Origin of the sequence: Shewanella oncorhynchi (assembly GCF_030848765.1) — a bacterium.
GTDB classification, from domain to species: domain Bacteria; phylum Pseudomonadota; class Gammaproteobacteria; order Enterobacterales; family Shewanellaceae; genus Shewanella; species Shewanella oncorhynchi.
In genome coordinates this window covers 3355202-3380534 of the sequence record NZ_CP132914.1, presented here as the reverse complement: position 1 = coordinate 3380534, position 25333 = coordinate 3355202, and the positions used below count along the sequence as shown (strand labels likewise).

Sequence of the window (25333 nt, the reverse complement as noted above, 5' to 3'; positions counted from 1 at the left end):
GCCAGCTTGTGTATTTAGATAACTCGAGTTAGCTTGGGTTGTAATATTCATATAGTGAATGAGTGCACTCTTTTATGCCGACACGAAAGCCATTAGATTTAAATTTATTACGCGTGTTTATGGTGGTTTACCGTACTCGTTCATTCACCCAAGCGGCACAGGAGTTAGATTTAACTCAGTCTTCCGTGAGTAATGCGATAAGCCGGTTCAGGGCTTGGGTCGGGGAGTCGCTGTTTAATCGGGTTGGACGGGGAATTGAGCCTACATCGGTGGCACGGGAGATGTACCGTAAATTTGAGCAGCCCATGGCGGATATTGAAACCGTATTACTGGGGTTTGAGCATTTTGATCCCAACTCGAGCCAGCGGCGCTTTTATGTATATGCTAATGAGTCGGTTATCGAAGCGCTGCAATCAGGCGTGCAGGCTTTGTTACAGAATGCGGATATTGAAGTCATTTTCCGCGAGTCGCCGCCGCAGGAGGATGATCTATATCGCGATATTTTGCTTGAGCGGGTCGCCGTTGCCATAGACATTAAGCCCGCGCAGCAAAGTTTGCTCTCGAGTAAATTACTCTTCACCGAAACCCTCGTTTGTATCGTCAGTTTGCAGCATCCTCGTATTCAAGGTGTCATTAGCCATGAACAGTATTTTGAGGAGAAACACGTCTTTTTGAATCTAAGGCGTTTTAATTTGACTGCGGGGGATTTGTTTACCGAAGGTGTGTTACCAAGGCGCAAAATGTACAGTGAGCAGTCATCCCTATTGAGTATGTTTGCAACCGTTGGCAAAAGTGAGGCGATAGGCATAGCGCCTTTGCGGTACGCCAGTCAGTATGCTGAGATGTTCGGCTTACAGATTTTACCTATGCCCCTGAAAACAAGGCCAATTGATTTGTATATGGTGTGGAGCAGTAAATATACCCAAAACCCGAGCCATCAATGGCTACGGCGTTTATTGCTTAATGAGAGTGCAAACACTGTGAATAAAAAAGCTCTGAATCTAGCGAGCAGCTAGGGCTAGCGATTCAGAGCTTTGTTGCAGTTTTTAAATTTTATTTTCTATCTCAGATTGTTAATCTAATAGCCTAAGAAGGTTATTACTGTCTTGCGAGTCTGTGGCTTTCACCAGGTTGCTCGAAGTCACTGCGATAAGGGTTGATATCTAAACCACCGCGACGCGTGTAGCGGGCGTAAACTGTCAATTTAGTGCAATGGCAAAAACGTTTTAAATCGACGAAAATTCGCTCGACACATTGCTCGTGGAATTCGTTATGTTGGCGGAAAGAAATCAAATAGCGCAGCAGTTTCTCGCGATCGATTTTAGGGCCTTGATAACGGATCATCACGCTGCCCCAATCGGGTTGCGAAGTGATCAAACAGTTGGATTTCAGCAGGTTTGAATTAAGTGTTTCCGCGACCGTTTGCTTATCGTCTGTACTGTTAACTAAGTAATCAGGATTAAAACTATAATCGCTGACTTCAATATCGAGATCGTCAATACAAGTGCCAGGTAACTCAATAATACGCTGAATACCAAAGCTTTTTGGCTCGATAATCTTAACGCTAACATCACCTTGAGCACACTGACTTAAGTCTTGCACTAAGGTTTTTTGCAGTGAATCTAGGCTATCAAACTTGGTTTGATTAAAGCTATTGAGATACAGTTTGAACGATTTCGACTCAATCAGATTCAGGCTTTCATAGCTTAAATGAAATTCAGCTATGGCCACCATAGGCTTACCTTTGGCATTTAACCAAGACAGCTCATAACCCGTCCAGATATCGGCACCATGAAACGGTAACGTCCCAGTGAGTGCAATAGCATTACGGTTTAGTGAGCGTGGAACCCCTTGCAGCAGCGACGCATCATACTCGGCTTGGTAATCGGTGGCTTTACCTAAAGTCAGGCCAACGAGCGCTTGCGCATCACTATAGGGATCGTGATTCTGTGTCATCAATACTGTTTCCATGTCAAAATAGGCGCACATTATACCTGAAATTGGATTGTGCTTAAGTGTCTTGTCTGCCCGCACTCGATAAATTTTTGCAAAACTATCATCAAGCTTACTTAACGAGTTTAGGTGAACTACCGCGTTATTACCCACAGGGTGAGCCTTCTGTGTGTATTCAAGGCGAATTTCAACCGGATCTTGAACAGGCCGTTTCTTGGCAGCCAGTGAAACGCAAAGTTGAAGGCAGTTTCGCCAATGTAGAGCATGCACTGGAGTTAACTTTATGGCCAGAGATCAATGATTTTTACGGTCATTATTTCTCCGCCCCAGTATTATTTGACTCTAAGTGGGGCACTGGGGAGTTACTGCAAGTCTGGAATGATGACGATTTTAACTGCCTGCAACAAAACTTGATTGGTCATCTGATGATGAAGAAAAAACTGAAGCAGTCACCGACTTGGTTTATCGGTCTGTTAGATGAGGGAGATAAAATGCTCACCATCAATAACAGTGATGGTAGCGTATGGATTGAAATCCCTGGTGAAGTGCAATCTGAGCAATTGTCCTCGAGTTTGACTGCGTTTATCGAAGCATTATCGCCACGGATAGCACCACCCGTTAAACATGAAGAATTACCTATGCCAGCATTAGAACATCCTGGTATTTTCGCCAGTTTTAAACGTATGTGGCAAAACCTTTTCGGTAAACGTTAACTTCTGTGAGCGACATTTTTATTATCAACCTAAGTATTAACTCAACCTAAGCGTGGCTTATCTTAGGTTGAGTTCTGCAAGGGGATAAACAGATGTTATTGATGATCCCAAGACAGATTCGACACTATGCGGCAAGGCTCGCAGCGAAAATGGAACATATCCAATAAAGGTTCATCGAGTTTCCAATCATGACTGCCACAACGTGGGCAAGGTCGCGTTTTTTCTGTGGCTAAATCTTGGCCGCCAACGCGATATAAGTAGTAATAGGTCGGGATCTGAGTGAGATATTCGATACGACCGCGCAAATCCCAACCTCTACGAAATAAATCACTGTCCGGACTCGATAATTCCTCAAGTGCGGCAAATTCTGCCTTGGTGGCCGCCGCCATTTGTAACTCATCACAGGCTTGCCATTCGCTCTGCCAACGGATAATGCGCTTATGATCGCCATTAAAGGTTGCGGGTAAACGGTACAGGGGAATGGGCAATAAATTGTCGCCGCTGCGTAGGGGCGAGCACATATGCACAAAACTGGTGTATAGCAGTTGCCAGCTGGGTGTTTCGGTATTACTTACTTCAGAATTGATATCCTGACCAATAAACTTTTCCCGCGGCGCGAGTAGTTTAGCGTCGGTTAATTCTACTAAGGCTTTTTTGACCCAAGGGCTGTGATATTTGTGCGCTAAACTGCTTTTCTCTGGCATCAATAAACGCACTCTAAACTCACCATCATTAAAGGCGACCGCAAATTCTCGCCCTAAGATTTGACCATTAGCTCGATAGGCTTCAAGGAGCTGATTAATTGCCTTCTCGGCGGCAGATATCGTGGTGTCGGCGAAGCATTCGAAGCGCAGTTCAGTGACAAACATTAAGCTGTTTTTCCTTGGATTTCTAATAAGTTGATGCGTTGTTTAAGTTCAAGCAGTTCGTTTTTTAATTGCATTATTTCTGTTTTTTGCTGCTCAGCATGACGTTCAAAATACGCCTGTTGCATCTGCAGGCGCTCGGCGAGCACTGCAAGGGTTAAGGTATCGTTAGTTGCGGGAGTGTCAGTTGTAGGGCTGATAGTTTGCAACTCAGCTAAACGCTCGCGATCCGCCTTAGGCATAGATTTAAATTGCTGTAAGCCTTGGATCAATATAGGTAAAGGTAGGCTACTACCTAAACGGGTTTTAATTAAGGCAAGGCTCGGTACTTTACCGCAGGCTTCGAGCGAACGTGCGGCCGCTAATACTTGGTCAAGGGGACTCATAATTAGCAAAATTCCTTAATTTGTTGAATTGTTTAAACCAATTTTAAAATAATAATTAATTTTTTCATTTAAAAACAGTGTGTTGTCTTGTGGCATTTATTTTGCTTATTGTCCAGCCGAAATACCATTTTTTAAGCTTCAATAATAATTACACAGGATGTCACATGATGAACCATAAATTGAATAACAAACTTATCGCCATCACTTTTTTAGGGCTCGCAAGCTTAGGTCTTAGCGGCTGCGTGGTCAATGTCGGTGATGGAGAATCGGGCTGGGATAGCAGCGAATCTTGGGAGAAAGTGCAGGATAAAAATCGCACTAACTTAACCAAGCTGAGCTTAGGTATGCCTAAAGACCAAGTGATGATCTTAATGGGCACCGCTGATTTTAGTGAAGCCTATATTCAACAAAGTGCTCAACAAGGTGAAGCCAATAAAGAAGTCTTAGTGTTGTTTTATCGTACCCAGCGTAATAATGGCGATGGAAAAACCACTAAGGATGAATGCACGCCTATCGTGCTGAGCAACAATGCCTTAGTGGGTTGGGGTGAAACGGCTTACGGTAAAATCTGAACCAACGAGTCTTATCGTTTACGTAGCTGAGTGTCTAATTGCTCAATGGGCTCAGTCCAGAGGGCATCGGCTTCTAAACCTTCAATGATAAAGCTCTTTTGGGCTGGGGTCCAAAAGGGCGCTTGGCTTAAATGGATGTGATGGTCGATATCATGGGTTGCAATAAACTGCGCTATGGCCTCGTCGCTACTGTCTAAACCGAGTTGCTCAAACAAGTGGCTTAAGTCTACTGGAGTTGTATCCATCATTATTTCCTTTTCAGTATAGTGCCTTCGTTTAGAGTAAGCGCCTGATTGAAAAATGCAATCTATGATTAAAATTTGCACTTTTTAGTTTCCTTGGTAGATTAACAGTTACGCATAAAAAAGTGTGAGCTAAGTCAAGGAATGCTAACGATGGACAATGAAATTCTGGAGGACTGCCGCGCAGTCTATTTGACCGCGGAAGACTTACGCATTGCCGCTTCTATTCTCTATAACGCTTACCATGATGATCCTTTTTTTGTCGATTCACTCTTTACCTCAGACAAAGCCGCTTATGAGCAAAAATTGCGCGCCGCAATCAGGGAAGAACTAAATACGTTATGGCAACAAAAACAAGCCCTCATTGGTTTATTCGACCATGAAAGACTCTTTGGGTTAGCCTGTGTAGTTACTCAAGAAGTGCCTTTAGGGGAAGGGCGTTATTGGCATTGGCGCTTAAAGATGTTGTTAGGTACAGGTTGGCAATCGACTCAAGCGCTAATGAACAAAGAGTCCAGTATTATTGAACTTTTACCCAGTAAGCACTGCGGTATTTTGCAGTTTATTGCTCTTGCACCAAATGAACAGCACAAAGGACTTGGACATAAGTTAGTACAAGCTGTGGTGAGTTGGTGTGATGAGCAGCCTGATTTGGATGGCATTGGTGTGTTTATCGCTCAGGAGAACCACTTGCAACTGTTTACTCAGCATGACTTTGTATCCATAGGCGAGCTGAGTATTGGCAGTATTCATGGCCAACTTTTATTCTATTCGGTTCAACAAGATGACTAACTCTTATAAACGTTTCGCCGATTTTTATCCTTTCTATTTATCCCAACACCAGCACCCGATTTGTCGGCAATTACACTTTGTTGGCAGTTGTTTAGTTCTGCTGCTGATTGGCATTGCCTTGGTTTCACAAGCCTGGTGGCTATGTTGGTTCATTCCTATTGTTGGTTATGGTTTTGCGTGGGTGGGACACTTCGTATTTGAGAAGAATCGACCCGCGACATTTCAGTATCCTTTTTACAGTTTGATGGCAGATTGGGTGATGTTTGCGCAGATGATCTGCCGCTTTTTTAAACGTTAAAAAAATTGCCAGAGTGAGATGCCCATGCCCGTGTGAGAGATCGCTTACAAACGTTGTAGGACATAATGTTTTCTTTTTGATTGTTTTTTGTTCTGCGACATTTAATTTTAAATAGAATCATTGGGTTGTATTTATTTTCCTTTGGTTGGTCCGTAATTAATTTTGTAGTCCGTTCTTTGAGCCGAACAAAAAAGTTAGGGTTAACGTAGAATTCACTCATGGCCAAAGCAAATGGATAGCAAGGAAAGCGAAACAGGCCAAAGGGACGCAAGAAGCAACGAATTAAGATTTCAAGGTTGAAATCGCTGACGGTAGGAAAACTGTCATTCGCCTCGGATAGGCTAAGGAAAAGCAGGATTGCTTTTCAAGGATGATTAGGGACAGTGAGTTGTATCGTCAGGATGATGAATTTCAGGAAGAATACAGGACACGCTTAAGGATTAAGCATGAACTCGAAACAGGATGTGTCGAGATAAGGATAAAGTATAAGGGTGAACAGCTTGTACTAATCTATGGAAAATAAATTTTGCAGGATGCAATAGGAATACGTCATAGGAAGTGACAGGCTCTGTAAAAAGGATTTACAGGTCAAGGGACTGAGTGTTATCTCACGTAAGTTTGATACACAGGGACAAAAAGGGATTACAGGGACGATGCAGGACGCAAGCAGACGCATGGATGGTGCAGGGAGCACAAATCGAGCAGGACGGCTTACAAAGGATAAATGGGGCGCACTTTAGTTGCGCCCTTTTCTTTGGTTCATTTTCAGCATTAATCTGGCTTTGCCAAGCTATAACGCTATTCACATAGACTTTATCTTAACTCTGCTTAAAGACATCTTGCCGTAAAGCATGTTTACCAGTCTTACTTCTCTTATTGCCCAATGATTTACTCTGTGTTGTCTGTGTTCTGGTCATGCGCCGAATGCTTGTCGAATTTTGAGCGATAGCGGTTTATGCATAAGTCCTTCAGGGGAGAACATCTAGCGCTTTGCTTACTTTTGATTCGAATTGCCATCCTCCGTGTAAGAGATCTCTCACAAGTATGTAAGTAATTTGTAAGTCCAAAGGGTGGTTATGTCTTGGGGCTGGTTATTATTTTTATTTACATCAGTAAGTTAGTATATTTGCCATCAATTGAGCCCTCTATTTTCGTTAACATTTTAAATAATCCACAATGAGTACTTTCGTTGGTTGGCGTAGAATTCATCTTGTAGAAGGAATTGCGGGCAACAGGATGTTGGCGATCAGGATGATCGAACAGTGACTAAGGAATGTGACTTAAGGAAAGATAGGGATATAGGCCTTTCAGGATGAAAGAGAGCCAATACTAAGGAAGGGAGACTATCAAGGATTGATAGACTCATTGCATAGGATGGCAATGGCACAGGGAGTGCAATTGAATGGATGCAATATCCGTTTCATGGATGATGATGGAACCGCTCAGGAAAGAGCAAGCTTGGGACTGGATGACCAAGAGATAGGGAAGTACATGAGTACAAGGACCTCAAGGATTGAGCAGGGATGAAGCAGGACGCAGATTGACGCATGGATGGTGCAGGGAGCACAAAAATAGCTGGATAGCTTAACAGAGAATAGGAGGGCGTGGCTTTAGGGCCGCGCCCTTTCTTTTTTAACTTTTACAGTGAGTTATTTTTTAGCCGTATTTACGATAAAAAAGAATGATGTCTTGCTCTCTATGTTGGCTCACATTTTATTTGAACCAACATTGTCGATAAAAGCTTAATGGCATTTGCCTGAGCTACAACCACTTTGCGTACCACACCCGCCAAACTTACCCTGTGACGTTGGGGCTTCATGCCATTCAGGCTCAGGGAAGATAGGCCATTCAATCTTTTGAATTTTCTTGCCTTGCATCCAAATATGGCCACGGTATTGGTTAATGCCGTCGGTGCTGAATTCAAATAAATATTTCGCTTTCCAACAAATCCCCGTGGTGCCGCCAATACTTGGGCGGGCAGTTTCCATGGCAATGGCTAACAGTTGAACTTTTTGTCGCCAACATTCTTTTTCGGCAAAAATACGGCTCAACTCTGCCATTTGGCGTAGTTGCCAAAAGAATGCGGCAATCACGACGAGGCCAATAATTAACAGTAAATCTGACATCATTTGCTAGCTGCCTTAAACAAACCACCTATGGCTTGTGATAGTTGAACACTTCGATTGGGATTTCTTAATTCGCCTAGTAGTTGATTGCGCAAACTAGGAATAGCCACAATATCAGCAAAGACCTGATTAAAAAAGGCTTGGGGCTGCAGTGCTAAAGCTTCTAAGTAAAGACTGCGACTTGAATCTTGTTTTAATACCGACCAGTTACGTCCGGCAATGCTGATGAGGGCATTGGTATCTAAAGAGGATTGGCCGTGTAGATGCGCAAACGCTTTTTGGCTGTGTTTGGCGCTAGAAGCCAAAGCGCGAAGGAAATAGGCTTGGTGCTCTGGCGCTGCGTCTTGAAGTTTCGCGAGAATCTTATCGGCGAGTGTGTCGCTAAGCAGTAAGTGTTCAAGACATTGACATAGGGCGATTTGCACTTCGATGGCGGCTGTATCAAAGCTCGATACTAACTGCTGCTCATGATCAAATTCTTTTGTGCGTACACACACATCGGCTATGCCTTGCATTCCAATATGTTGCCACTGTGATGGGGCTACTTGGCCTGACAGATATTGCACGGCAAACTCGTATTGTGATGAAGCGCGTTGGCCAAGTTGTTTACGAACGAGTGCGTTAAATACGGCCAGTTTTTCCTGGCTTGGCTTGAAGTTAAACGGATTATTTGCGAGTCGTTCTTGCTGCTCATCACTAAGTGGCTGAGTGGGATCTTGCCCTAATGCCGCTAATATCATTTCGATAAATTGTGAGCGCGGTGCAGGCGACAGTAATCCTTGCTCATCTAACGCCAGTTTTAGAAACCAAATAAAGTGTTGCTGACTCGCATCCCAAAAGACGATAGCAAATTGTGCATGCCCTTGAATGGGATAAGGATAAGGGGCTAACAGAGATTCGATTTGGTGAAATGCGAGCATATCAATATGTTGCACCCTACGGCCAAGATCATACACTTGGAACTGGGTTTTGGCTGTGGTTAAAAACTGGCTTAAAGTTGTAATTTCAGTCATTTGGCTGCCATATCAATCAAAGAGGCTCAATAAATTGGCGCCATTATAGGGGGAAGTGCGTCTGGATGGTATGATTGCGGCACTTTAATCGACCTATTCGGCCAGTGAATTGTGGGGAGTTCTTGAATCACACAGGGCTAATATGAGAATGGATCTGAAAGCTATGTTATACAGTCAAACCCAAGCTAAATTGGCTCAGATTACCCACGCGCTGCAAGCGGCCGAGTTGTGGTCTGAGCAAGCACCTTCTGCCGCTGCAATGGCAAGCACAGCACCTTTTGCCTGTGATCTTATGCCCCTTGAGCAGTGGCTGCAGTTTATTTTGCTGCCTAGAATGCAGACTTTAATCGAAACGAGGGCGCCATTGCCGACTCAAATTGCGATTGCCCCTATGGCTGAACATGTTTGGCTGGATATGCCCCCGCGCCAAACTTTAATTAGCCTATTGAATGAATTGGATATGTTGTTAAATGAATCAAGATGATATCTGGCTTGAAACGCCTGAAAATGCAGTGAATGTATCCCAAGAGGATGATTCAGAAGAGCAGGCGCCTGAGATTGAAATTCTTTATGAAGATGAGCACTTAGTGGCAATTCATAAACCTGCAGGCTTATTGGTCCACCGCAGTTATTTAGCGCGTCGGGAGCGATTTTTTGCCATGCAGTTAACCCGTGACTTAGTCGGCTGTCATGTGTTTCCTGTACATCGTCTCGACAGGCCGACATCCGGCGTGCTCTTGTTTGCCAAGAGTAGTGAAGTGGCCAATGCTCTGTGTGAGCAATTTGCCTCCCATACGGTTGAAAAACAATATTTGGCTTTAGTGCGCGGTAATATGCATGAGAGCGGTATTTTAGATTATGCACTTAAGGTTGAGTTGGATGAATTAGGCGATAAGAATGCCGATCCTAATAAAGCGGCGCAGGAGGCTGTGACGGCGTATGAGCCGTTACTCAATACTGAAATTCCGTATCCTTCGGGTCGATATTCCACTAGCCGTTTCGCACTGGTGCGTTTGAGTCCTAAAACGGGGCGTAAGCATCAGCTCAGAAGGCATATGGCACATTTACGACACCCCATCGTCGGTGATACCACCCATGGCGACGGTAAGCAAAATGCGTTTTTTCGTGAGCATTTCGGTATTAATCGCCTGTGGCTTATCGCAAAAAAACTCACCTTTACACACCCAATAACTCAAACTCGGCTCAGCATAGAAACCGAGCTCGAGCCTGAGTGGGAAACCGTGTTTGCCGAGCTAGGTTGGGATGAGGCGACCTTGAGTCAGCAAGCTGAGTTATTCATCGCCCAAGAGGTATGAACAGCAAGCGGCCAATGCTTGATATGGTGATATCAACTTAGCCGCGTGAGTAAAATTAAGTGCATTCACTTTGCTTTGTTATTGAAACTAAAGTCATCGAATTTAAAACGAGGTGGATTGCTTAATCGAGGAGTTGTGGCGTTTGTGCTGTTTGTGGCCGCAGCTCTTGCATCATGACGGCTAAGGTTGAGAATCCAGACGTGAGTGCAAGTGGCGATATGAGATTTTGCTGGGCGGAGTGGAAATAGTTTTTACGTCGAATATGGGTTGTTTTGTGGTGCTGCTTGAGGTGTTTTTGGCGGGTGGACTGTCGCATTAGATATTTTCTCACGCTCAATGGCTTGATTTATAAAAAATTTGCGCCTTAGCTTGCTCATACGCTGAACAATAAAGTAAGGTCAGCCTAATAAGGTTTGCAACGCGATGTGGAGTGTATCATGAAAAAGGTGAATCTGGTGTTTGGCACTGTATATGGTAGTGCACAATTTGCCGCTGAAACCCTAGAGAAAGAAATGCAAGTTTTAGGTTATGATGTCACATTGTGGCAACCTAATGAGGTAGCAAGCTTTATTCCTCCTCAGGATGAATTGTTAGTGGTGGTGACTTCGACGACCGGACAAGGGGATTTACCCGATGATATTCAGTCTTGGTATCATAATCTTAAACATTTAGCACCCTACTTACCTGAGCTTAGATACAGTGTGATAGCTCTAGGTGATTCAAGTTATGAGACTTTCTGCGGTGCAGGTAAGTCTGTAGATGCACTCTTGAGTGAACTTGGCGCTAAGCCGCTAGTGGAATTACTCGAAATTGATGCCTGTGAAACCATGGAACCTGAGGTTGAAGCGATAAAATGGCTAGAACGCTGGAATCAAGTCGTCAAAACCGAGCTCGTCGCTTAGGTAGTTTCGTCAATCTACAGTGGTTTAAATTTGCCCAGCGCTTAAGCCAAGCGCTGCTTATTCCTATTGCCATTTTACCCGCCGCTGGGGTTATGCTCGGCTTAACTGTTAGTCCGATTCCTTTTATGCCCGAAGAGCTGACAGTGCTGATGCTGGCGGTAGGCAAACTCATTTTCGCCATTATGCCGATGTTATTTGCCGTGGCTGTCGCTATTGGTTTTTGTCGCGATCAAGGCATTGCCGCCTTTTCGGCAGTGTTTGGTTATGGGGTGATGACGGCGACGTTAGCCGCACTGGCCGATTTGTATCGACTTCCAACCCAACCTTTATTAGGAATGGATACCTTAGATACTGGAATTGCAGGTGGCATGATGCTCGGTGGTATCACTTGCCTCGCAGTCCGTTGGAGTCAATATATTCGCTTGCCTGCGATTTTCTCTTTCTTCGAGGGACGTCGCAGTGCATCTTTACTTATTATTCCCCTAGCGATGAGCCTAGGTTATGTACTCGCCCATGTGTGGCCACCCTTAGCTTTATTGATTGAGCGCGTATCTGACTGGGCGGTTTATCAAAAACCGGCCATCGCCTTTGGCGTTTATGGCGCATTAGAGCGGTTACTTATTCCCCTTGGCTTACATCATATTTGGAATGCGCCTTTTTACTTAGAGGTGGGCCAATATCAGTTATTGGGGCATGAAGTCGTTCGTGGTGAGGTGGTGCGCTATTTAGCGGGCGATCCGCAGGCGGGAAACCTTGCCGGTGGTTATCTGATTAAAATGTGGGGATTACCGGCGGCTGCACTGGCAATGTGGCGCTGTGCAGATCCCTCAGAGCGGAATCGCGTGGCGGGCATTATGCTCTCGGCGGGGGCGGCCAGTTGGTTAACTGGGGTGACTGAACCTATCGAATTTGCTTTTATGTTTGTGGCGCCGATTCTTTTTATTATTCATGCCTTACTCACTGGGCTCGCTTATTTTGTTTGTATTATGCTGGATATTCACCACAGCATAGTATTCTCCCAAGGGCTGGTGGACTTTACGCTGCTATTTCCATTGTCCCGTAATGCCAGCTGGTTTATTTTCCTTGGGCCTTTAACCGCCATAATATATTACCTGTTGTTTAGGCTGAGTATTTTAGCCTTTAATTTGAAAACTCCCGGTAGGCTTGAGCATAACGACAGTAAAGGACCCAAAGAAAGTTTACGGGCGATTATTGCGGCGCTCGGCGGACGTGAAAATATCGTTGAACTTAATGCTTGTTTGACACGGTTACGCTTGAGCGTGCACAAGCCTGAGTTAGTCAATAAGGTGCGTTTGAGTCAGTTGGGTGCTAAGGGCGTGATTGTTATGGGCAAAGGTGTGCAGGTGGTTTATGGCACTAAGGCCGAAACCCTGCGTAAAGTATTGCAGCGTTACTTAGATACTCGGCGCTAGGATTGTGTTTTTACAAAATTAACTGCTTAATTTTTACATTTTATTGATTCAAGCCTCTGAAATATCATTTTTATTTTCGCATTATAGGGTTTTCATACTGTTCAGCATGATTTGCTATGGCAAACTCGATGTAGGGACAATATAGGAGAGCCAACTTTGCAACAAATGACTGAAACTCGCGGTAATACTTCGCCATCCATAGAACGTAAAATCTTACTGACGGATTGCGCTGATGCCCAAGGCCTCATCGCTAAAATCACCAGTGTTTGTTTTACTCATAAACTGAATATCATCAAAAACAGTGAGTTCGTGGATAATGCCCAAGGGCGTTTCTTTATGCGAACTGAGTTAGAGGGCATTTTTAACAGCGAACAGTTATTGCAGGATCTGCGTGACGTACTGCCTACACAAAATCATATGACGTTAGTTAGCGCAGGTAAAAAACGCATTGTGGTGTTAGTCACAAAGGAAGCGCACTGTTTAGGCGATTTGTTAATGAAAGCCTATTACGGTGGTTTAAGTGTCGAGATTGCCGCTGTGGTGGGCAATCATGATGCACTACGTGAATTGGCAGAGAAGTTTAACATCCCCTTTCATCTGGTGAGCCACGAAGGCTTAGACCGAATTCAACACGAGCAAGCACTGTTGGCCGCGGTATCGCAATATGAGCCAGATTATCTGGTGTTGGCTAAGTACATGCGGGTGCTAACTCCAGATTTTGTGGCGCAATATCCTAATCGTATCATCAACATTCATCATTCTTTTTTACCTGCTTTTATCGGCGCAGCACCCTATCGTCAGGCTTGGGAGCGCGGGGTGAAAATTATCGGTGCGACGGCGCATTTTGTGAATAATTGCCTCGATGAAGGGCCGATCATCAAGCAAGACGTAATTCCCGTCGACCACAGTTATAGTGCCTTAGAAATGGCGCGTGCTGGGCGCGATGTTGAAAAGAGTGTATTGAGTAAAGCGCTGCAATTAGTGCTCAACGAACAAGTGGTCGTGTACGGCAATAAAACGATCGTTTTCTAAGATGTAGGTGAGTCGTGGCAATGGCATGACATTCAGCGGCGTTTATTTTAACCCGCGTCTGTCATGAAATCAGCTATCATTATGTTTATTGGAGATTTTATAGTGCTCACATTGGGGTGAACATAGCGGTATAGTGTATTACCCATGCTCGAATTACAGGTCGGAGTGCTGGATGTCAACTCGTCAAAGCCTTATTGTTGGAATGAAAGACTTGCCCGATAGTTTGAATTTATCTTGGGCACAGCTAGATGAGCAGTTTTGTGTGCTACGGATGAGCCAAGCCTTTTACAGCCGTTGCAAACGCTCTGCGGCGCAAATCATTAATCAACCCATTAGCCAATTGTTTAGTGCTTTTAATGCTGAACTATGCGCCGATATCGTGAGGCGACGCGGCCAAGAAATAGGTTTTCAATTACAAGATCATCGCGGCATACGTGTGCATCTCGCGCTGCATTCTTTACCTGAAATGGGATGGTACTTGATTCTATCCGACATCAATTTTGAAGATCCGCAGATGAAGGAGTTGCACTCGGATTATCGTCGAGCGATTCAAGCCAGCGATGCTTGGTTGCAACACATAGAAGATGTGATTAAATCCTCCCAAGAAGAAGTATTTAAAGTCGCAGTTTCTAAGGCGATGTCGCTCACTGGCAGTCGATATGGCTTTATTCTGTTGCATAACGAAAAGTTAAAAACACTCACACTCGCTGCGCGTTCTGAGTATCCCCACGCAGAGGCTAATCAAGCCGATTTTGTTGAAGATAATACCCAAGTGTCAGAACTTGAAAGCCGCGTATGGCTCGAATGTGTGCGAGATTATAAGCCGATCATCCAAAATCAAACCGACTCTCAAAGGCGCTTAGGGGATTTGCCCTTAGATAAACTGCTACTTGGAGGGCGTTACTTGGCGGTGCCGATTTTATTTCGCAGTCGCTTAGTGGGCATGCTGTGTGTGGTTGACCGTAACGAGCCCTATAGTCGTAATGATGCGAGATCATTACTGACTTTCGCCAGCATTTTATGGCACAGCATTGAACTACCACGCACATTGCGCGCGGTATCCAGGCAGTCCAAAATCATTAAAGCGCAAAAAGAGCAATTATCTCAATCGTTAACCCAGCTTATTAGTGCCATTTCTGAGGCATTAGAACTGAAAGATGCCTATACCGCAGGGCATCAAAAGTCGGTGGCGCAATTAAGTTATTTGATTGGTGAGAAATTAGGCTTAGACCCGCTGCGTTTAGAAGGACTGAAGATTGGTGCCTTAGTCCATGATATCGGCAAGTTAGCGATTCCATCGCAGATCTTGACAAAACCGTCAAAACTTTCAAAAGAAGAATACGCATTAATTCAGACTCACCCATTACATGGTGCTGAAATTATTGAGGATGTGGAGTTTCCTTGGCCCATTAAAGAGATGATTTTACAGCATCATGAGCGGCTTGATGGCTCAGGTTATCCAGCGGGCTTAAAGGATAAGGCTATTTTATATGAGGCGAAAATTATTGCCGTCGCCGATGTTGCCGATTCGATATTGTCCCACAGGCCTTATCGCCCATCGTTAGGGCTGGAGAAAATGACTGAAGTGCTGCGTGCGGGTAAAGGTACACTTTTTGACCCTGAGATAGTCGAAACTTGTTTAGCGATTTTGATTAATCGAGAGTTGAGTATTAGCGATCATATTGGTGCTGCGCCGCTTGAACCTTTAGTCACGATTTCACTCGACCATGAGTTAGTTGATATTAAGCGTTTACTTACGACTGCCCATGCTAAGGTGGCAGTGGTATTGGATGAGCAACATAAGATACTTGGGGTGATCACGAGTCGCTTACTGGAACATTGGTTTAGCCCATTACTTGGCACTGCGGCTGAGCGTGAACTGGATAGGGCATCTTTACATAAAAAAGCCCATCAGATCATGGAGCATTCAGTGCCTATTATCAGTGAGGTGGCCACATCGGAAGATGCATTACTGCAGTTGAATTTACTAGACTCAGAATATCTTGTGGTAGTGAACAAAGCGCAGCAGCCATTGGGGATTATCGGCTGGCGGGCCATTGCAATGACGAGAAATGCATTCCGTGAAGTAGAGCGCTTGATTTAAGTGCCTTATTAAACACTTTATTTTTAAGCCTGATAATGACAGCGCAACTGTAGGCTAAATGGTGCCGACAATAAAAAGATGCCCTTAGGCATCTTTTTATGGAACTCATGTTATCGAACAAATGCTGTGACTGTTAATCAACAATACGCAGTAATTCGTTGATACCCACTTTACTACGGGTTTTTGCATCCACTTTCTTAACGATAATAGCGGCATAGAGGCTGTACTTGCCACAGGCTGATGGTAAGTTGCCAGAAACAACAACAGAGCCTGCTGGTACACGACCGTAATGCACTTCGCCAGTTTCGCGATCGTAAATTCGAGTGCTTTGGCCGATATACACGCCCATGGAAATCACTGAGCCTTCTTCAACCACCACGCCTTCAACAATCTCAGAACGCGCACCGATAAAACAGTTATCTTCGATGATGGTTGGGCCCGCTTGCAATGGCTCAAGTACGCCACCAATGCCCACTCCGCCAGATAAATGCACGTTTTTACCGATTTGTGCACATGAGCCAACCGTTGCCCAAGTGTCAACCATAGTGCCTTCATCAACATAGGCACCTAAGTTCACATAGGATGGCATCAACACGGTATTTTTACCGATAAATGAGCCTTTACGTACTGTCGCCGAAGGCACTACACGAATGGCTTCCGCTTTAAAGCGGGCTTCATCATATTCGGCAAATTTTAACGGCACTTTGTCGAAGTATTTGGTTTCGGCGCCATCGATAACCACGTTATCGAAAATACGGAAGGACAGTAATACCGCCTTTTTCAGCCATTGGTGCACATGCCATTGTCCGTCGATTTTCTCGGCGACACGTACTTCACCTTTATCGAGCATATTGATGACATTTTGCACATCGCTGCGCACACCTGCGTCAACTGTGCTTGGTGTGATGTCGGCGCGTGCTTCAAAAGCCGCCTCAATACGTTGGCGTAAAGCCTCCATTTACTTCTCCCACTGGTCTCGTTAATTAACTGATTCGATATTCTTTGCACTCAGGGCACTGATTAAAGCGTCCCTGAGGGTATTCTCTTGGGTTTCGTTAAGTTGCAAGCCGTCATTGGTCTGCAGCATAAAAAAGTCTTCGGCTCGCTCACCAATGGTGGTGATTTTGGCCGCGAGTAATGTTGTGTTGCAACGGTAAAAGATATCCCCAACTTTTGCCAGTAATCCTGGCGAATCTAAGGCGATAAGCTCCATCATACTTGTACCATGACGACTGCTTTCGAGGAAACTCACTTGTGTCGGCACATTAAAAGGTTTCATCTTGCGCGATAGTTTTCTAAAGCGCGGCAGTTTTGGACTGTCGCTCGACAGGGCTTTCTCAAGCGCTTTACGGATACTTTGGATGCGTGACAGCTGGCTAACGGGCTCACCATCCTGCTCTAAGATCACAAAGGTATCGAGGGCATAATTGTCTTTTGACGTCATTATGTTGGCATCATGGACGTTGATATTTTTATTGTCGAGTACCGCCATCACAGTTGCGAACAATTTAGGTCTGTCTTGGCAATAGACAAATAGCTCAGTACCACCACGGGTGGTGTGTTTGGACACTAAGACTAAAGGCTCATCCTGTTGTTTGTGCTTTAAAATTGCTTCGGCGTGCCACGCGACTTGATTGGGCTGATGGCGTAAAAAGTAATCTGCCTTAAAACGTTGCCACAGGGCATCGAGATCTTTCTCTTTCAATCCGCGGCGCAGCAGCTCTTTTTTCGCCTTGGCTTGGTATTCACGCACTCTGGCACGAATATCGACGGGTTTTTCTTTACCGCGGGCGAGCACCCTTTGGGTCGAAAAGTACAAATCGCGCAGCAGTGAGCCTTTCCAGTTGTTCCAGGTTTTTTCGTTGGTGGCGCAGATATCGGCGACGGTTAAGCAGTACAGATAGCTTAAATGCACGGCATCGCGGACTTTATTGGCAAAGTCGGCCACCACATCGGGATCGGAAATATCGCGGCGCTGGGCGGTGACAGACATCACCAGATGATTTTCAACCAGCCAAGCGACTAGACGGCCATCGTGATCGTTTAACCCGTGCAGCTTACAAAAGGCGAGGGCATCGCTTGAGCCTAGTTTACTGTGATCGCCACCGCGACCTTTGGCGATATCGTGGAAGATAGCGCCCAATACGAGTAAACCTTTTTTAGGCAGTTGGTTGATGAGAATCGAGCCTAAGGGAAATTCTTCCTTTTGTTCGGCTTGGGAAAAACGCTCGATATTGAGCAGTAATCTGTGGGTGTGTTCATCGACCGTATAGGCGTGGAAAAGGTCGAACTGCATCTGGCCTTCAATATTTCGCCATGCGGGTAGATAGGCCGATAACACACCGTGTTTATGCATTAAAGACAAAGCAACAATGCCGCGAGGGTGGCGCAGAATTTCCATAAAGGCTTGGCGACAAAGCGGGTTTTCTTGTAAGGCTTGCGGCTGGGCGCGTCTTGCTCGGCGCAGCGAACGCAGCGTTGGTGCGTAAATGCCTTTGATGTTGGAGTTTTTAGCGACTAACAAAAATAGCCGGACAATTTCTTCGCCGCTATCGAAAAGATCATCGCTTAGCGCTTCAATAAAAGTGCCGCGGCGCTGGTAGTGTTTATCTATCGATTGAATTTCTAAAGCTTTTGTGTGCCCCAGTGTTGCCCGTTTAAACAGTTGCAGCAACATTTCGTTTAGCTCCATCACTCGACGTACCGTGCGATAGTAACGTTTCATCATTTGCTCAACAGCAAGCTGGGTGGCGTCTTCATACCCCATAAGCTCGGCAACTTGGCGCTGCACATCAAACAGTAAGCGGTTTTCATCGCGACCGACCACCATGTGCAGGGCAAAGCGTAGCTTCCACAAAAAGTGTTGACATTCGAGCAGCTCTTCTAGTTCACCAGGCTCTAAAAAGTCGTATTGGACTAATTCTTCGAGGCGAGCGGCACCAAAGTGACGCATGGCTACCCAAGCAATGGTTTGAATATCCCTAAGACCACCTGGACAACTCTTGATATTGGGTTCTAAATCGAAGGCACTGGCTCTGGCATGTCGAGCATTTTGCTCATCCCGTTTTGCGATAAAAAAATCGCTTGAAGTCCAAAAGTCACTCTGACGAATCGCATCATAAAGTTGATCGAATAAGAATTCGGGCCCTTCGAGCAATCGTGCCTCTAACAAATTGGTGGCTATGGTGATGTCTTCACGGCCGAGGATAATCGTGTCGTTTAACGTACGGACACTGTGGCCGATTTCCAGATTGGCATCCCACAGAAAGGCAATAAACTGACTGAGTGCCGCTTCGGCGGCGGGTGACAAGATATCATTAAACAGGAACAGCAAGTCGACATCCGAGTGGGGATGCAGCTCCCCACGGCCATAGCCCCCCACGGCAATCAAGGCAATATCATATTCCCTTAGACCGTGCTGTTTCCAAGCTTGCTTGACAAGGGCATCGACAAATTGACAGCGCTGCGTGACGAGCTCTTCAATCGGTTTTTTAGCCTTAAAACTGGCCAAAAGAATCTGATTCTGTTCGATTAATGATTGTTTAGCGAGCAGAGCTATATTCATCGAGTCCCTTGTTTTTATGCTTGTTAGTATGGCCTATCGCTCGTGATTGATGATGCGTGGGAAATCCTCATCCTCACGCAGGGTAAGTACTTCAACCCCTTTTTCAGTCACCAGTAAGGTATGTTCCCACTGGGCTGAATTTTTACCATCGGAGGTGGTAACCGTCCACTTATCATCGCGATCGAGTATGGTCGTGTGGCGACCGGCATTGATCATAGGTTCAATGGTGAAACACATACCTGGGCGTAATACTGTGTTATCGCCGTTACGGTAATGCATAACCTGAGGTTCTTCATGGAAACCCGAGCCAATACCGTGGCCACAATAATCTTGCACGATGGAATATTTCTCAAGCCCTGTTTTGCTGGCTTTGATGAATTTTTCGATAGTATTGCCAATTTCACCCAGTTTTAAACCTGGACGAACCTTACGAATAGCTAAATACAGGCTTTCTTGCGCGATGCGGCACAGACGTTTGTCCTTCGCGCTCACTTCACCGATTAAAAACATCATCGAGGTATCGCCGTGATAACCGTCTTTAATCACTGTGATGTCGATATTGAGGATATCGCCTTCTTTCAATGGTGGGTTGTCGTTTGGAATGCCGTGGCAAATCACATGGTTTACAGAAGTACAAATGGATTTGGGAAAACCATGGTAGTTAAGCGGCGCCGAAATCGCACCTTGCTCTTCGGTATATTTGGCGCAGAGGTCATTGAGCTCATTGGTGGTCACGCCCGGTTTAACATGCGGCGCGATCATTTCTAATACCTGTGCGGCTAGTTTGCCCGCAGCACGCATTTTTTCAATTTCTTCAGCGGTCTTGATGACTATACTCATTGCGTTTTCTCTTGTGTCTTTAATGTCTGTTGGCCACGCAACCTAATGCAAAAATTTGTGCTTTAGGGCTATTTATGGTATAAAGCGCGCCGTTATGTTTAAGTCTTGATGAATTGTCCAAGCCAGCTTTTGCGCTGCTTTGATACTTGCAAGACTAAAGATGGCGGCCATTATACATGGCTATTTGTCTAAATACTAAATCACACACGTGTCGACACATTCTTCGGGGTGCCCTCAGTTGTTATATAAGGGGTCGAAGACATGGGATACGTGGAGGTCTAACCCCCTAAATTTTAAGGTAATAGAAATGACTACAGTTTCAATGCGCGATATGCTTCAGGCCGGTGTCCACTTCGGTCACCAAACCCGTTACTGGAACCCAAAAATGAAGCCATTCATTTTCGGTGCTCGCAACGGTGTTCACATCATCAACCTTGAGCATACTGTGCCAATGTTCAATGAAGCGCTAGCTTTCATCAGCAACGTAGCTTCAAAGAAAGGTAAAGTATTATTCGTTGGTACTAAACGTGCTGCTGGCGAAGCGATCAAAGAAGCTGCTCTGTCTTGTGACCAGTACTATGTTGATCACCGCTGGTTAGGCGGTATGCTGACTAACTGGAAAACCGTTCGTCAGTCAATCAAACGTCTGAAAGAACTGGAAAGCCAATCAGTAGACGGTACTTTCGACAAGCTGACCAAGAAAGAAGCGCTGATGCGTACTCGTGAGCTTGAAAAGCTGGAAAAATCTTTAGGTGGTATTAAAAACATGGGCGGCCTGCCAGACGTATTATTCGTCATTGGTGCTGACCATGAGCATATCGCTATTAAAGAAGCTAACAACCTGGGTATCCCTGTTGTTGCAGTTGTTGATACTAACTCTGCGCCAGATGGTGTTAACTACATCGTTCCTGGTAACGACGACGCTATGCGTGCTATCCGCCTGTACACTTCTTCTGTTGCTGCTGCTGCAAAAGCTGGCCGTGGTCAAGATTTGGCTGTTCAAGCTGAGCAAGACGGTTTCGTAGAAGCCGAATAATAATAAGGCGGGATGATTATCATCACCCTTATTAACCAAGATTTTTGATTGGTTAACAGGGGCCATTCGGCCCCTGTTTTATATCTGCAAATTAGTCGATTTTTTATAGAGGATTTAACAATGGCAATTACTGCTGCCCAAGTTAAAGAACTGCGCGACCGTACTGGCGCAGGCATGATGGATTGTAAAAACGCTCTGACAGAAGCTAACGGCGACATGGAGTTAGCAATTGACAACATGCGTAAGTCTGGCGCTGCTAAAGCGGCTAAAAAAGCGGGTAACATCGCTGCTGACGGTACAATTCTGATCAAGAATGGCGAAGGTTTCGCTGCGCTATTAGAAGTTAACTGTCAAACTGACTTCGTTGCTAAAGATTCAAACTTCTTAGCATTCGCGAACGCAGTATTAGATGCCGCTGCTGCATCTAAAGTGACTCTTGAAGATTTAAAAGCACAGTTCGAAGATGCACGCGTTGCATTGGTAACTAAAATCGGTGAAAACATCAACATTCGTCGTGTTGAGTACATCGATGGTGCAAACCTATCTTCATACCGTCACGGTGAGCGCATTGGCGTTGTTGTTGCCGGTGAAGCTGACGAAGAAACCTTAAAGCACATCGCAATGCACGTTGCTGCTTCTAAGCCTGAATACGTGAACCCAGAAGATGTTCCTGCAGAAATCGTTGCAAGAGAACAAGCTCTGCAAATCGAAATGTCAATGAACGAAGGCAAATCGGCAGAGATCGCTGAGAAGATGGTTCTTGGTCGTATGAAGAAGTTCACCGGTGAGATTTCTCTGACTGGTCAAGCTTACATCATGGAACCAAAGAAAACTGTTGGCGAAATTCTGAAAGAGAAAGGCGCTAAAGTCACTAACTTCATTCGTTTAGAAGTGGGTGAAGGTATTGAGAAGAAAGAAGAAGATTTCGCGGCTGAAGTTGCTGCTCAAATCGCTGCTTCTAAAAAGGCTTAATCGCCAACGCTAAATACCCCCAAGACCGCGGCAATAGCTGCGGTCTTGTTATGACCAGGATAAAAATTATGAGCACCAATCCAAAACCCGCATTTAGACGCATTCTTCTTAAATTAAGTGGCGAAGCACTGATGGGCGACGAAGGCTTCGGCATCGACCCTAAAGTATTAGATCGCATGGCTCAGGAAGTGAAAGAGCTGGTTGAGCTGGGTATTCAGGTGGGTGTGGTTATTGGTGGTGGTAATCTGTTTCGCGGTGAAGGCCTAGCAAAAGCAGGCATGAACCGTGTGGTGGGCGATCACATGGGTATGCTGGCAACGGTTATGAACGGCTTGGCAATGCGAGACGCCCTGCACCGTGCCTATGTTAATGCTCGTCTGATGTCAGCTATCCCGTTAAAGGGTGTGTGTGATGATTACAATTGGGCTGAAGCGATCAGCTTGCTAAAATCTGGCCGAGTGGTTATTTTTGCTGCCGGTACAGGTAATCCTTTCTGCACGACCGATTCTGCGGCCTGTTTACGCGGCATTGAAATCGAAGCTGAAGTCGTATTGAAAGGCACTAAAGTCGACGGTGTATACTCCGAAGATCCAATGAAGAACCCAGACGCCGTTAAGTATGATGAAGTGACTTATGCGGAAATTCTGGAAAAAGAATTAAAAGTAATGGACTTAGCCGCCTTTACTATGGCGCGTGATCACGACATGCCTATTTTAGTCTTCAACATGAATAAACCTGGCGCTCTACGCCGCGTTATCATGGGTGAAGAAGAAGGCACGCTGATCAGAGCGAAAAAAGTTATTTAATGACCAAGAAGGACATTTAACGTGATTGAGAACATTAAGAAAGATGCGCAAGAGCGTATGGGTAAATGCGTTGACGCGACTAAAAACCAAATGGCAAAAGTGCGTACCGGTCGTGCCCACCCAAGCCTGCTGGATTCCATTCAAGTCTCTTACTACGGCACTATGACGCCACTAAACCAAGTGGCTAACGTGGGCGTTGAAGATTCACGCACTCTGTCTGTGACTGTGTTTGACCGTAGTGCTATCCAAGCCGTTGAAAAGGCTATTATGAGCTCTGATTTAGGTCTGAACCCTATGTCAGCTGGCGCGACATTACGTATTCCATTACCCGCGTTGACTGAAGAACGTCGTAAAGACTTCATCAAAGTGGTGCGTAACGAAGCTGAAAACGGTCGTATTGCTATCCGTAACGTGCGTCGTGATGCGATTTCTGAAGTGAAAAAGCTTGAAAAAGCTAAAGCTTGTACTGAAGATGATGTGCGTCGTAGTGAAGAAGAAGTACAAAAGTTCACTGATGCTCACATTAAAAAGGTCGATGAGATTTTAGCGGCCAAAGAAATTGAGTTGATGGAAGTCTAATCTCAGTTCGATAAGCTAGAGTTGATGCGCCGTGTAGGGGTATACTACACGGCGTTTGTCTATTTTAAAGGGCTGTATTAGATGTCATCCACAGTGGAACTTGATCCGCACCCTAGGACGAGTGAGAGTGATTTATACACTCAAACGACCTTGCCGGGACAATTACCCGAACTCGTGAAACAGTCGTTACCTAAGCATGTTGCTATTATCATGGATGGCAATGGGCGTTGGGCACAAACCCAAGGTAAACCACGAGTGATGGGACATAAGGCTGGTGTTAAGGCAGTTAGAAGAGCCGTAAGCACGGCAAGCCAATTAGGCATTGAATCGCTAACCTTATTCGCATTTTCTAGCGAGAATTGGCGTAGACCCGATAAAGAAGTCAGCTTGCTGATGGAGTTGTTTTTTACCGTATTACAGCGCGAAATTAAATTGCTGGATAAGAATCAGGTTAAGCTCAACATTATTGGCGATATCAGCCGCTTTTCGGCGCGATTACAGAAGCAAATTGCTGCTGCTCAAGAGAAGACATCTCGCAATACTGGCTTGATTCTAAATGTTGCGGCTAACTATGGTGGCCGTTGGGACATACTTCAAGCAGCACAAAAATTAGCGGAAAAGGTCGAAACTGGCGAAATGACCAGCAGTCAGTTCACCGAAGAAGCCTTAAGTGCACATTTGTGCATGCAAAATCAGAGTGAAGTTGATTTAATGATCCGCACGGGCGGGGACTGTCGCATCAGCAATTTTGTGCTGTGGCAGGCGGCCTATGCAGAATTGGTGTTTACCGACACCCTTTGGCCTGATTTCGATGAACAGGCTTTTCATGAAGCGATAGCCATTTTTGCAAGTCGCCAGCGCCGTTTTGGTCTGACTGGAAGTCAGATTGATGAGATGCGTGCATTGTAAAACCTCATGAGGGATTTTTTTTGCTAAAACAACGAATAATAACAGCAACTTGGTTAGTTCCATTAGTTTTAGGGGCGATATTTTTGCTCCCTGCCAGCTACTTCGCCTGGGCCTTAGTTGCCGTCTTCCTTATTGCAGCAAAGGAATGGGGAAGAATTATCGATAATCAGTGTGATGTCACTCAGTGGAGCTTTACCTTCACAGTCGGCATCCTATTGGTGGCAATTAATCTTATTGTGCCAATCGATGCAGTTTGGTTAAGCCATCAGTTACATCCTATCTATTTGGCCATTCTCTATATTGGTGCATTCTGGTGGTTAGCATCACTATTATTAGTGGTAACTTATCCTAAAAGCGCTAAGTTCTGGCAAAAGAATCCTATGTTTAAGTCCATGTTTGGACAGTTAACCTTAGTGCCTTGCTTTGTTGCTCTTATCGCACTCAAATCCATTAGCTCACAAACTTCACCCTATTACGGCCCAGTATTAGTACTGTTAGTGATGTTGATTGTGTGGGCCGCTGATTCTGGGGCTTACTTCGTCGGTAAAGCGATAGGTAAAACGAAACTGATGCCTGCAGTGAGCCCTGCTAAAACCTTGGAAGGCCTACTTGGTGGTTTAGTGACGACTATGCTCGTGGTTGCAGGTGTTATGTATTATTCACCAGAGCAAGAACTGGGTTTAGTTGTGGCAGTGACCTTATTTGTTGCTTTAGTGTCAGCGCTGGGCGATTTATCTGAGAGTATGTTTAAGCGTGCGGCCTGTATTAAAGATTCTGGCACTATTTTGCCCGGTCACGGCGGCGTGCTCGACCGCATCGACAGCCTGACTGCAGCCTTGCCGGTGTTTACCCTGATCTACATTGCATTCTGGATGTAA

At 45.2% G+C, this 25333-nt stretch carries 27 protein-coding genes; 17 read left to right on the top strand and 10 right to left on the bottom strand.

Features of this window, described 5'->3' with window-relative positions:
* The first annotated feature begins 74 nt into the window (after nucleotides 1–74).
* Complete coding sequence (locus RA178_RS15255; protein WP_306682593.1) at nucleotides 75–1016, top strand: LysR family transcriptional regulator; 942 nt, start codon at nucleotides 75–77, stop codon at nucleotides 1014–1016.
* An 82-nt stretch (nucleotides 1017–1098) separates the two neighbouring features.
* Here the strand turns inward: RA178_RS15255 and queF are convergent, their stop codons facing one another.
* Nucleotides 1099–1956 carry an NADPH-dependent 7-cyano-7-deazaguanine reductase QueF gene (gene queF, locus RA178_RS15250; RefSeq protein ID WP_105249734.1) on the bottom strand — a complete coding sequence of 286 codons (858 nt, stop codon included), beginning with the start codon at nucleotides 1954–1956 and terminating at the stop codon, nucleotides 1099–1101.
* Between the two features lie 59 nt (nucleotides 1957–2015).
* On the opposite strand from queF, the gene syd reads away from it, so the two are divergent.
* Nucleotides 2016–2666 (top strand): SecY-interacting protein, encoded by a 651-nt coding sequence (gene syd, locus RA178_RS15245; RefSeq protein WP_028760624.1) that lies wholly within the window; start codon nucleotides 2016–2018, stop codon nucleotides 2664–2666.
* A gap of 95 nt (nucleotides 2667–2761) precedes the next feature.
* On the opposite strand, the gene RA178_RS15240 is transcribed toward syd, so the two are convergent.
* Entirely contained in the window at nucleotides 2762–3535 is a 774-nt protein-coding gene (locus RA178_RS15240) for a Zn-ribbon-containing protein (RefSeq protein WP_131523815.1), read from the bottom strand.
* Nucleotides 3535–3918, bottom strand: coding sequence for a hypothetical protein (locus tag RA178_RS15235; protein WP_131523814.1), 384 nt, complete (start codon nucleotides 3916–3918; stop codon nucleotides 3535–3537). The genes RA178_RS15240 and RA178_RS15235 overlap by 1 nt, the downstream gene beginning before the upstream one ends.
* A gap of 164 nt (nucleotides 3919–4082) precedes the next feature.
* Between RA178_RS15235 and RA178_RS15230 the strand changes: the two genes are divergently transcribed.
* Nucleotides 4083–4490, top strand: a complete 408-nt coding sequence (locus tag RA178_RS15230; RefSeq protein ID WP_028760621.1) for a DUF3192 domain-containing protein — start codon at nucleotides 4083–4085, stop codon at nucleotides 4488–4490.
* A gap of 11 nt (nucleotides 4491–4501) precedes the next feature.
* Here RA178_RS15230 and RA178_RS15225 read toward each other — a convergent pair whose 3' ends face one another.
* The gene (locus RA178_RS15225) at nucleotides 4502–4735 is read right to left on the bottom strand and encodes a DUF2789 domain-containing protein (RefSeq protein ID WP_028760620.1); all 234 of its coding nucleotides are present in this window, start codon (nucleotides 4733–4735) and stop codon (nucleotides 4502–4504) included.
* Nucleotides 4736–4885: 150 nt separating this feature from the next.
* Between RA178_RS15225 and RA178_RS15220 the strand changes: the two genes are divergently transcribed.
* Both RA178_RS15220 and RA178_RS15215 read left to right on the top strand, forming a co-directional pair.
* The gene (locus tag RA178_RS15220) at nucleotides 4886–5524 is read left to right on the top strand and encodes a GNAT family N-acetyltransferase (protein ID WP_131523813.1); all 639 of its coding nucleotides are present in this window, start codon (nucleotides 4886–4888) and stop codon (nucleotides 5522–5524) included.
* Nucleotides 5517–5822, top strand: coding sequence for an Mpo1-like protein (locus tag RA178_RS15215; protein ID WP_263180964.1), 306 nt, complete (start codon nucleotides 5517–5519; stop codon nucleotides 5820–5822). Before RA178_RS15220 ends, RA178_RS15215 begins: the two co-directional genes overlap by 8 nt.
* A gap of 1742 nt (nucleotides 5823–7564) precedes the next feature.
* Here RA178_RS15215 and RA178_RS15210 read toward each other — a convergent pair.
* Both RA178_RS15210 and RA178_RS15205 read right to left on the bottom strand, forming a co-directional pair.
* Complete coding sequence (locus RA178_RS15210; protein ID WP_263175358.1) at nucleotides 7565–7951, bottom strand: DUF3301 domain-containing protein; 387 nt, start codon at nucleotides 7949–7951, stop codon at nucleotides 7565–7567.
* Nucleotides 7948–8961 carry a DUF3549 family protein gene (locus RA178_RS15205; protein ID WP_306682587.1) on the bottom strand — a complete coding sequence of 338 codons (1014 nt, stop codon included), beginning with the start codon at nucleotides 8959–8961 and terminating at the stop codon, nucleotides 7948–7950. Before RA178_RS15205 ends, RA178_RS15210 begins: the two co-directional genes overlap by 4 nt.
* A gap of 163 nt (nucleotides 8962–9124) precedes the next feature.
* On the opposite strand from RA178_RS15205, the gene RA178_RS15200 reads away from it, so the two are divergent.
* Entirely contained in the window at nucleotides 9125–9445 is a 321-nt protein-coding gene (locus RA178_RS15200) for a YqcC family protein (protein ID WP_198572040.1), read from the top strand.
* Nucleotides 9432–10277, top strand: a complete 846-nt coding sequence (gene truC / locus RA178_RS15195) for a tRNA pseudouridine(65) synthase TruC (protein ID WP_306682585.1) — start codon at nucleotides 9432–9434, stop codon at nucleotides 10275–10277. Before RA178_RS15200 ends, truC begins: the two co-directional genes overlap by 14 nt.
* 121 nt (nucleotides 10278–10398) lie before the next feature.
* Here truC and RA178_RS15190 read toward each other — a convergent pair whose 3' ends face one another.
* Nucleotides 10399–10593, bottom strand: a complete 195-nt coding sequence (locus RA178_RS15190) for a hypothetical protein (RefSeq protein ID WP_105249725.1) — start codon at nucleotides 10591–10593, stop codon at nucleotides 10399–10401.
* A gap of 121 nt (nucleotides 10594–10714) precedes the next feature.
* Between RA178_RS15190 and RA178_RS15185 the strand changes: the two genes are divergently transcribed.
* The 4 genes from RA178_RS15185 to RA178_RS15170 all read left to right on the top strand — a co-directional run bounded on the left by RA178_RS15185 (nucleotide 10715) and on the right by RA178_RS15170 (nucleotide 15748).
* Nucleotides 10715–11179 carry a flavodoxin gene (locus tag RA178_RS15185; protein ID WP_113938961.1) on the top strand — a complete coding sequence of 155 codons (465 nt, stop codon included), beginning with the start codon at nucleotides 10715–10717 and terminating at the stop codon, nucleotides 11177–11179.
* Nucleotides 11131–12612, top strand: coding sequence for a PTS transporter subunit EIIC (locus RA178_RS15180; RefSeq protein ID WP_306682584.1), 1482 nt, complete (start codon nucleotides 11131–11133; stop codon nucleotides 12610–12612). Before RA178_RS15185 ends, RA178_RS15180 begins: the two co-directional genes overlap by 49 nt.
* Nucleotides 12613–12777: 165 nt before the next feature.
* Nucleotides 12778–13644 carry a formyltetrahydrofolate deformylase gene (gene purU, locus RA178_RS15175; protein ID WP_105252965.1) on the top strand — a complete coding sequence of 289 codons (867 nt, stop codon included), beginning with the start codon at nucleotides 12778–12780 and terminating at the stop codon, nucleotides 13642–13644.
* A 172-nt stretch (nucleotides 13645–13816) separates the two neighbouring features.
* Entirely contained in the window at nucleotides 13817–15748 is a 1932-nt protein-coding gene (locus RA178_RS15170) for an HD domain-containing phosphohydrolase (protein WP_168823188.1), read from the top strand.
* Between the two features lie 133 nt (nucleotides 15749–15881).
* Here the strand turns inward: RA178_RS15170 and dapD are convergent, their stop codons facing one another.
* The 3 genes from dapD to map are packed head-to-tail and all read right to left on the bottom strand — an operon-like array spanning nucleotide 15882 to nucleotide 20177.
* Nucleotides 15882–16706 (bottom strand): 2,3,4,5-tetrahydropyridine-2,6-dicarboxylate N-succinyltransferase, encoded by an 825-nt coding sequence (dapD, locus tag RA178_RS15165; RefSeq protein WP_028760609.1) that lies wholly within the window; start codon nucleotides 16704–16706, stop codon nucleotides 15882–15884.
* Nucleotides 16707–16727: 21 nt separating this feature from the next.
* Nucleotides 16728–19313: a bifunctional uridylyltransferase/uridylyl-removing protein GlnD gene (gene glnD, locus RA178_RS15160; RefSeq protein ID WP_306682582.1), complete on the bottom strand. Its 2586-nt coding sequence runs from the start codon at nucleotides 19311–19313 to the stop codon at nucleotides 16728–16730.
* Between the two features lie 33 nt (nucleotides 19314–19346).
* On the bottom strand, nucleotides 19347–20177 hold the full coding sequence (gene map / locus RA178_RS15155; RefSeq protein WP_226058787.1) for a type I methionyl aminopeptidase: 831 nt from the start codon (nucleotides 20175–20177) through the stop codon (nucleotides 19347–19349).
* A gap of 283 nt (nucleotides 20178–20460) precedes the next feature.
* Here map and rpsB point away from each other — a divergent pair, with 283 nt between their 5' ends.
* The 6 genes from rpsB to RA178_RS15125 all read left to right on the top strand — a co-directional run bounded on the left by rpsB (nucleotide 20461) and on the right by RA178_RS15125 (nucleotide 25333).
* Nucleotides 20461–21189 carry a 30S ribosomal protein S2 gene (gene rpsB, locus RA178_RS15150; protein ID WP_028760607.1) on the top strand — a complete coding sequence of 243 codons (729 nt, stop codon included), beginning with the start codon at nucleotides 20461–20463 and terminating at the stop codon, nucleotides 21187–21189.
* 120 nt (nucleotides 21190–21309) lie between these two features.
* Entirely contained in the window at nucleotides 21310–22161 is an 852-nt protein-coding gene (gene tsf, locus RA178_RS15145) for a translation elongation factor Ts (protein WP_028760606.1), read from the top strand.
* A gap of 68 nt (nucleotides 22162–22229) precedes the next feature.
* Nucleotides 22230–22967 (top strand): UMP kinase, encoded by a 738-nt coding sequence (gene pyrH, locus RA178_RS15140; protein ID WP_006080981.1) that lies wholly within the window; start codon nucleotides 22230–22232, stop codon nucleotides 22965–22967.
* Nucleotides 22968–22988: 21 nt separating this feature from the next.
* Nucleotides 22989–23546: a ribosome recycling factor gene (frr, locus tag RA178_RS15135; RefSeq protein WP_012088724.1), complete on the top strand. Its 558-nt coding sequence runs from the start codon at nucleotides 22989–22991 to the stop codon at nucleotides 23544–23546.
* 81 nt (nucleotides 23547–23627) lie between these two features.
* Entirely contained in the window at nucleotides 23628–24455 is an 828-nt protein-coding gene (gene uppS / locus RA178_RS15130) for an undecaprenyl pyrophosphate synthase (protein ID WP_212600030.1), read from the top strand.
* 20 nt (nucleotides 24456–24475) lie between these two features.
* Nucleotides 24476–25333 (top strand): phosphatidate cytidylyltransferase, encoded by an 858-nt coding sequence (locus RA178_RS15125; RefSeq protein WP_131523803.1) that lies wholly within the window; start codon nucleotides 24476–24478, stop codon nucleotides 25331–25333.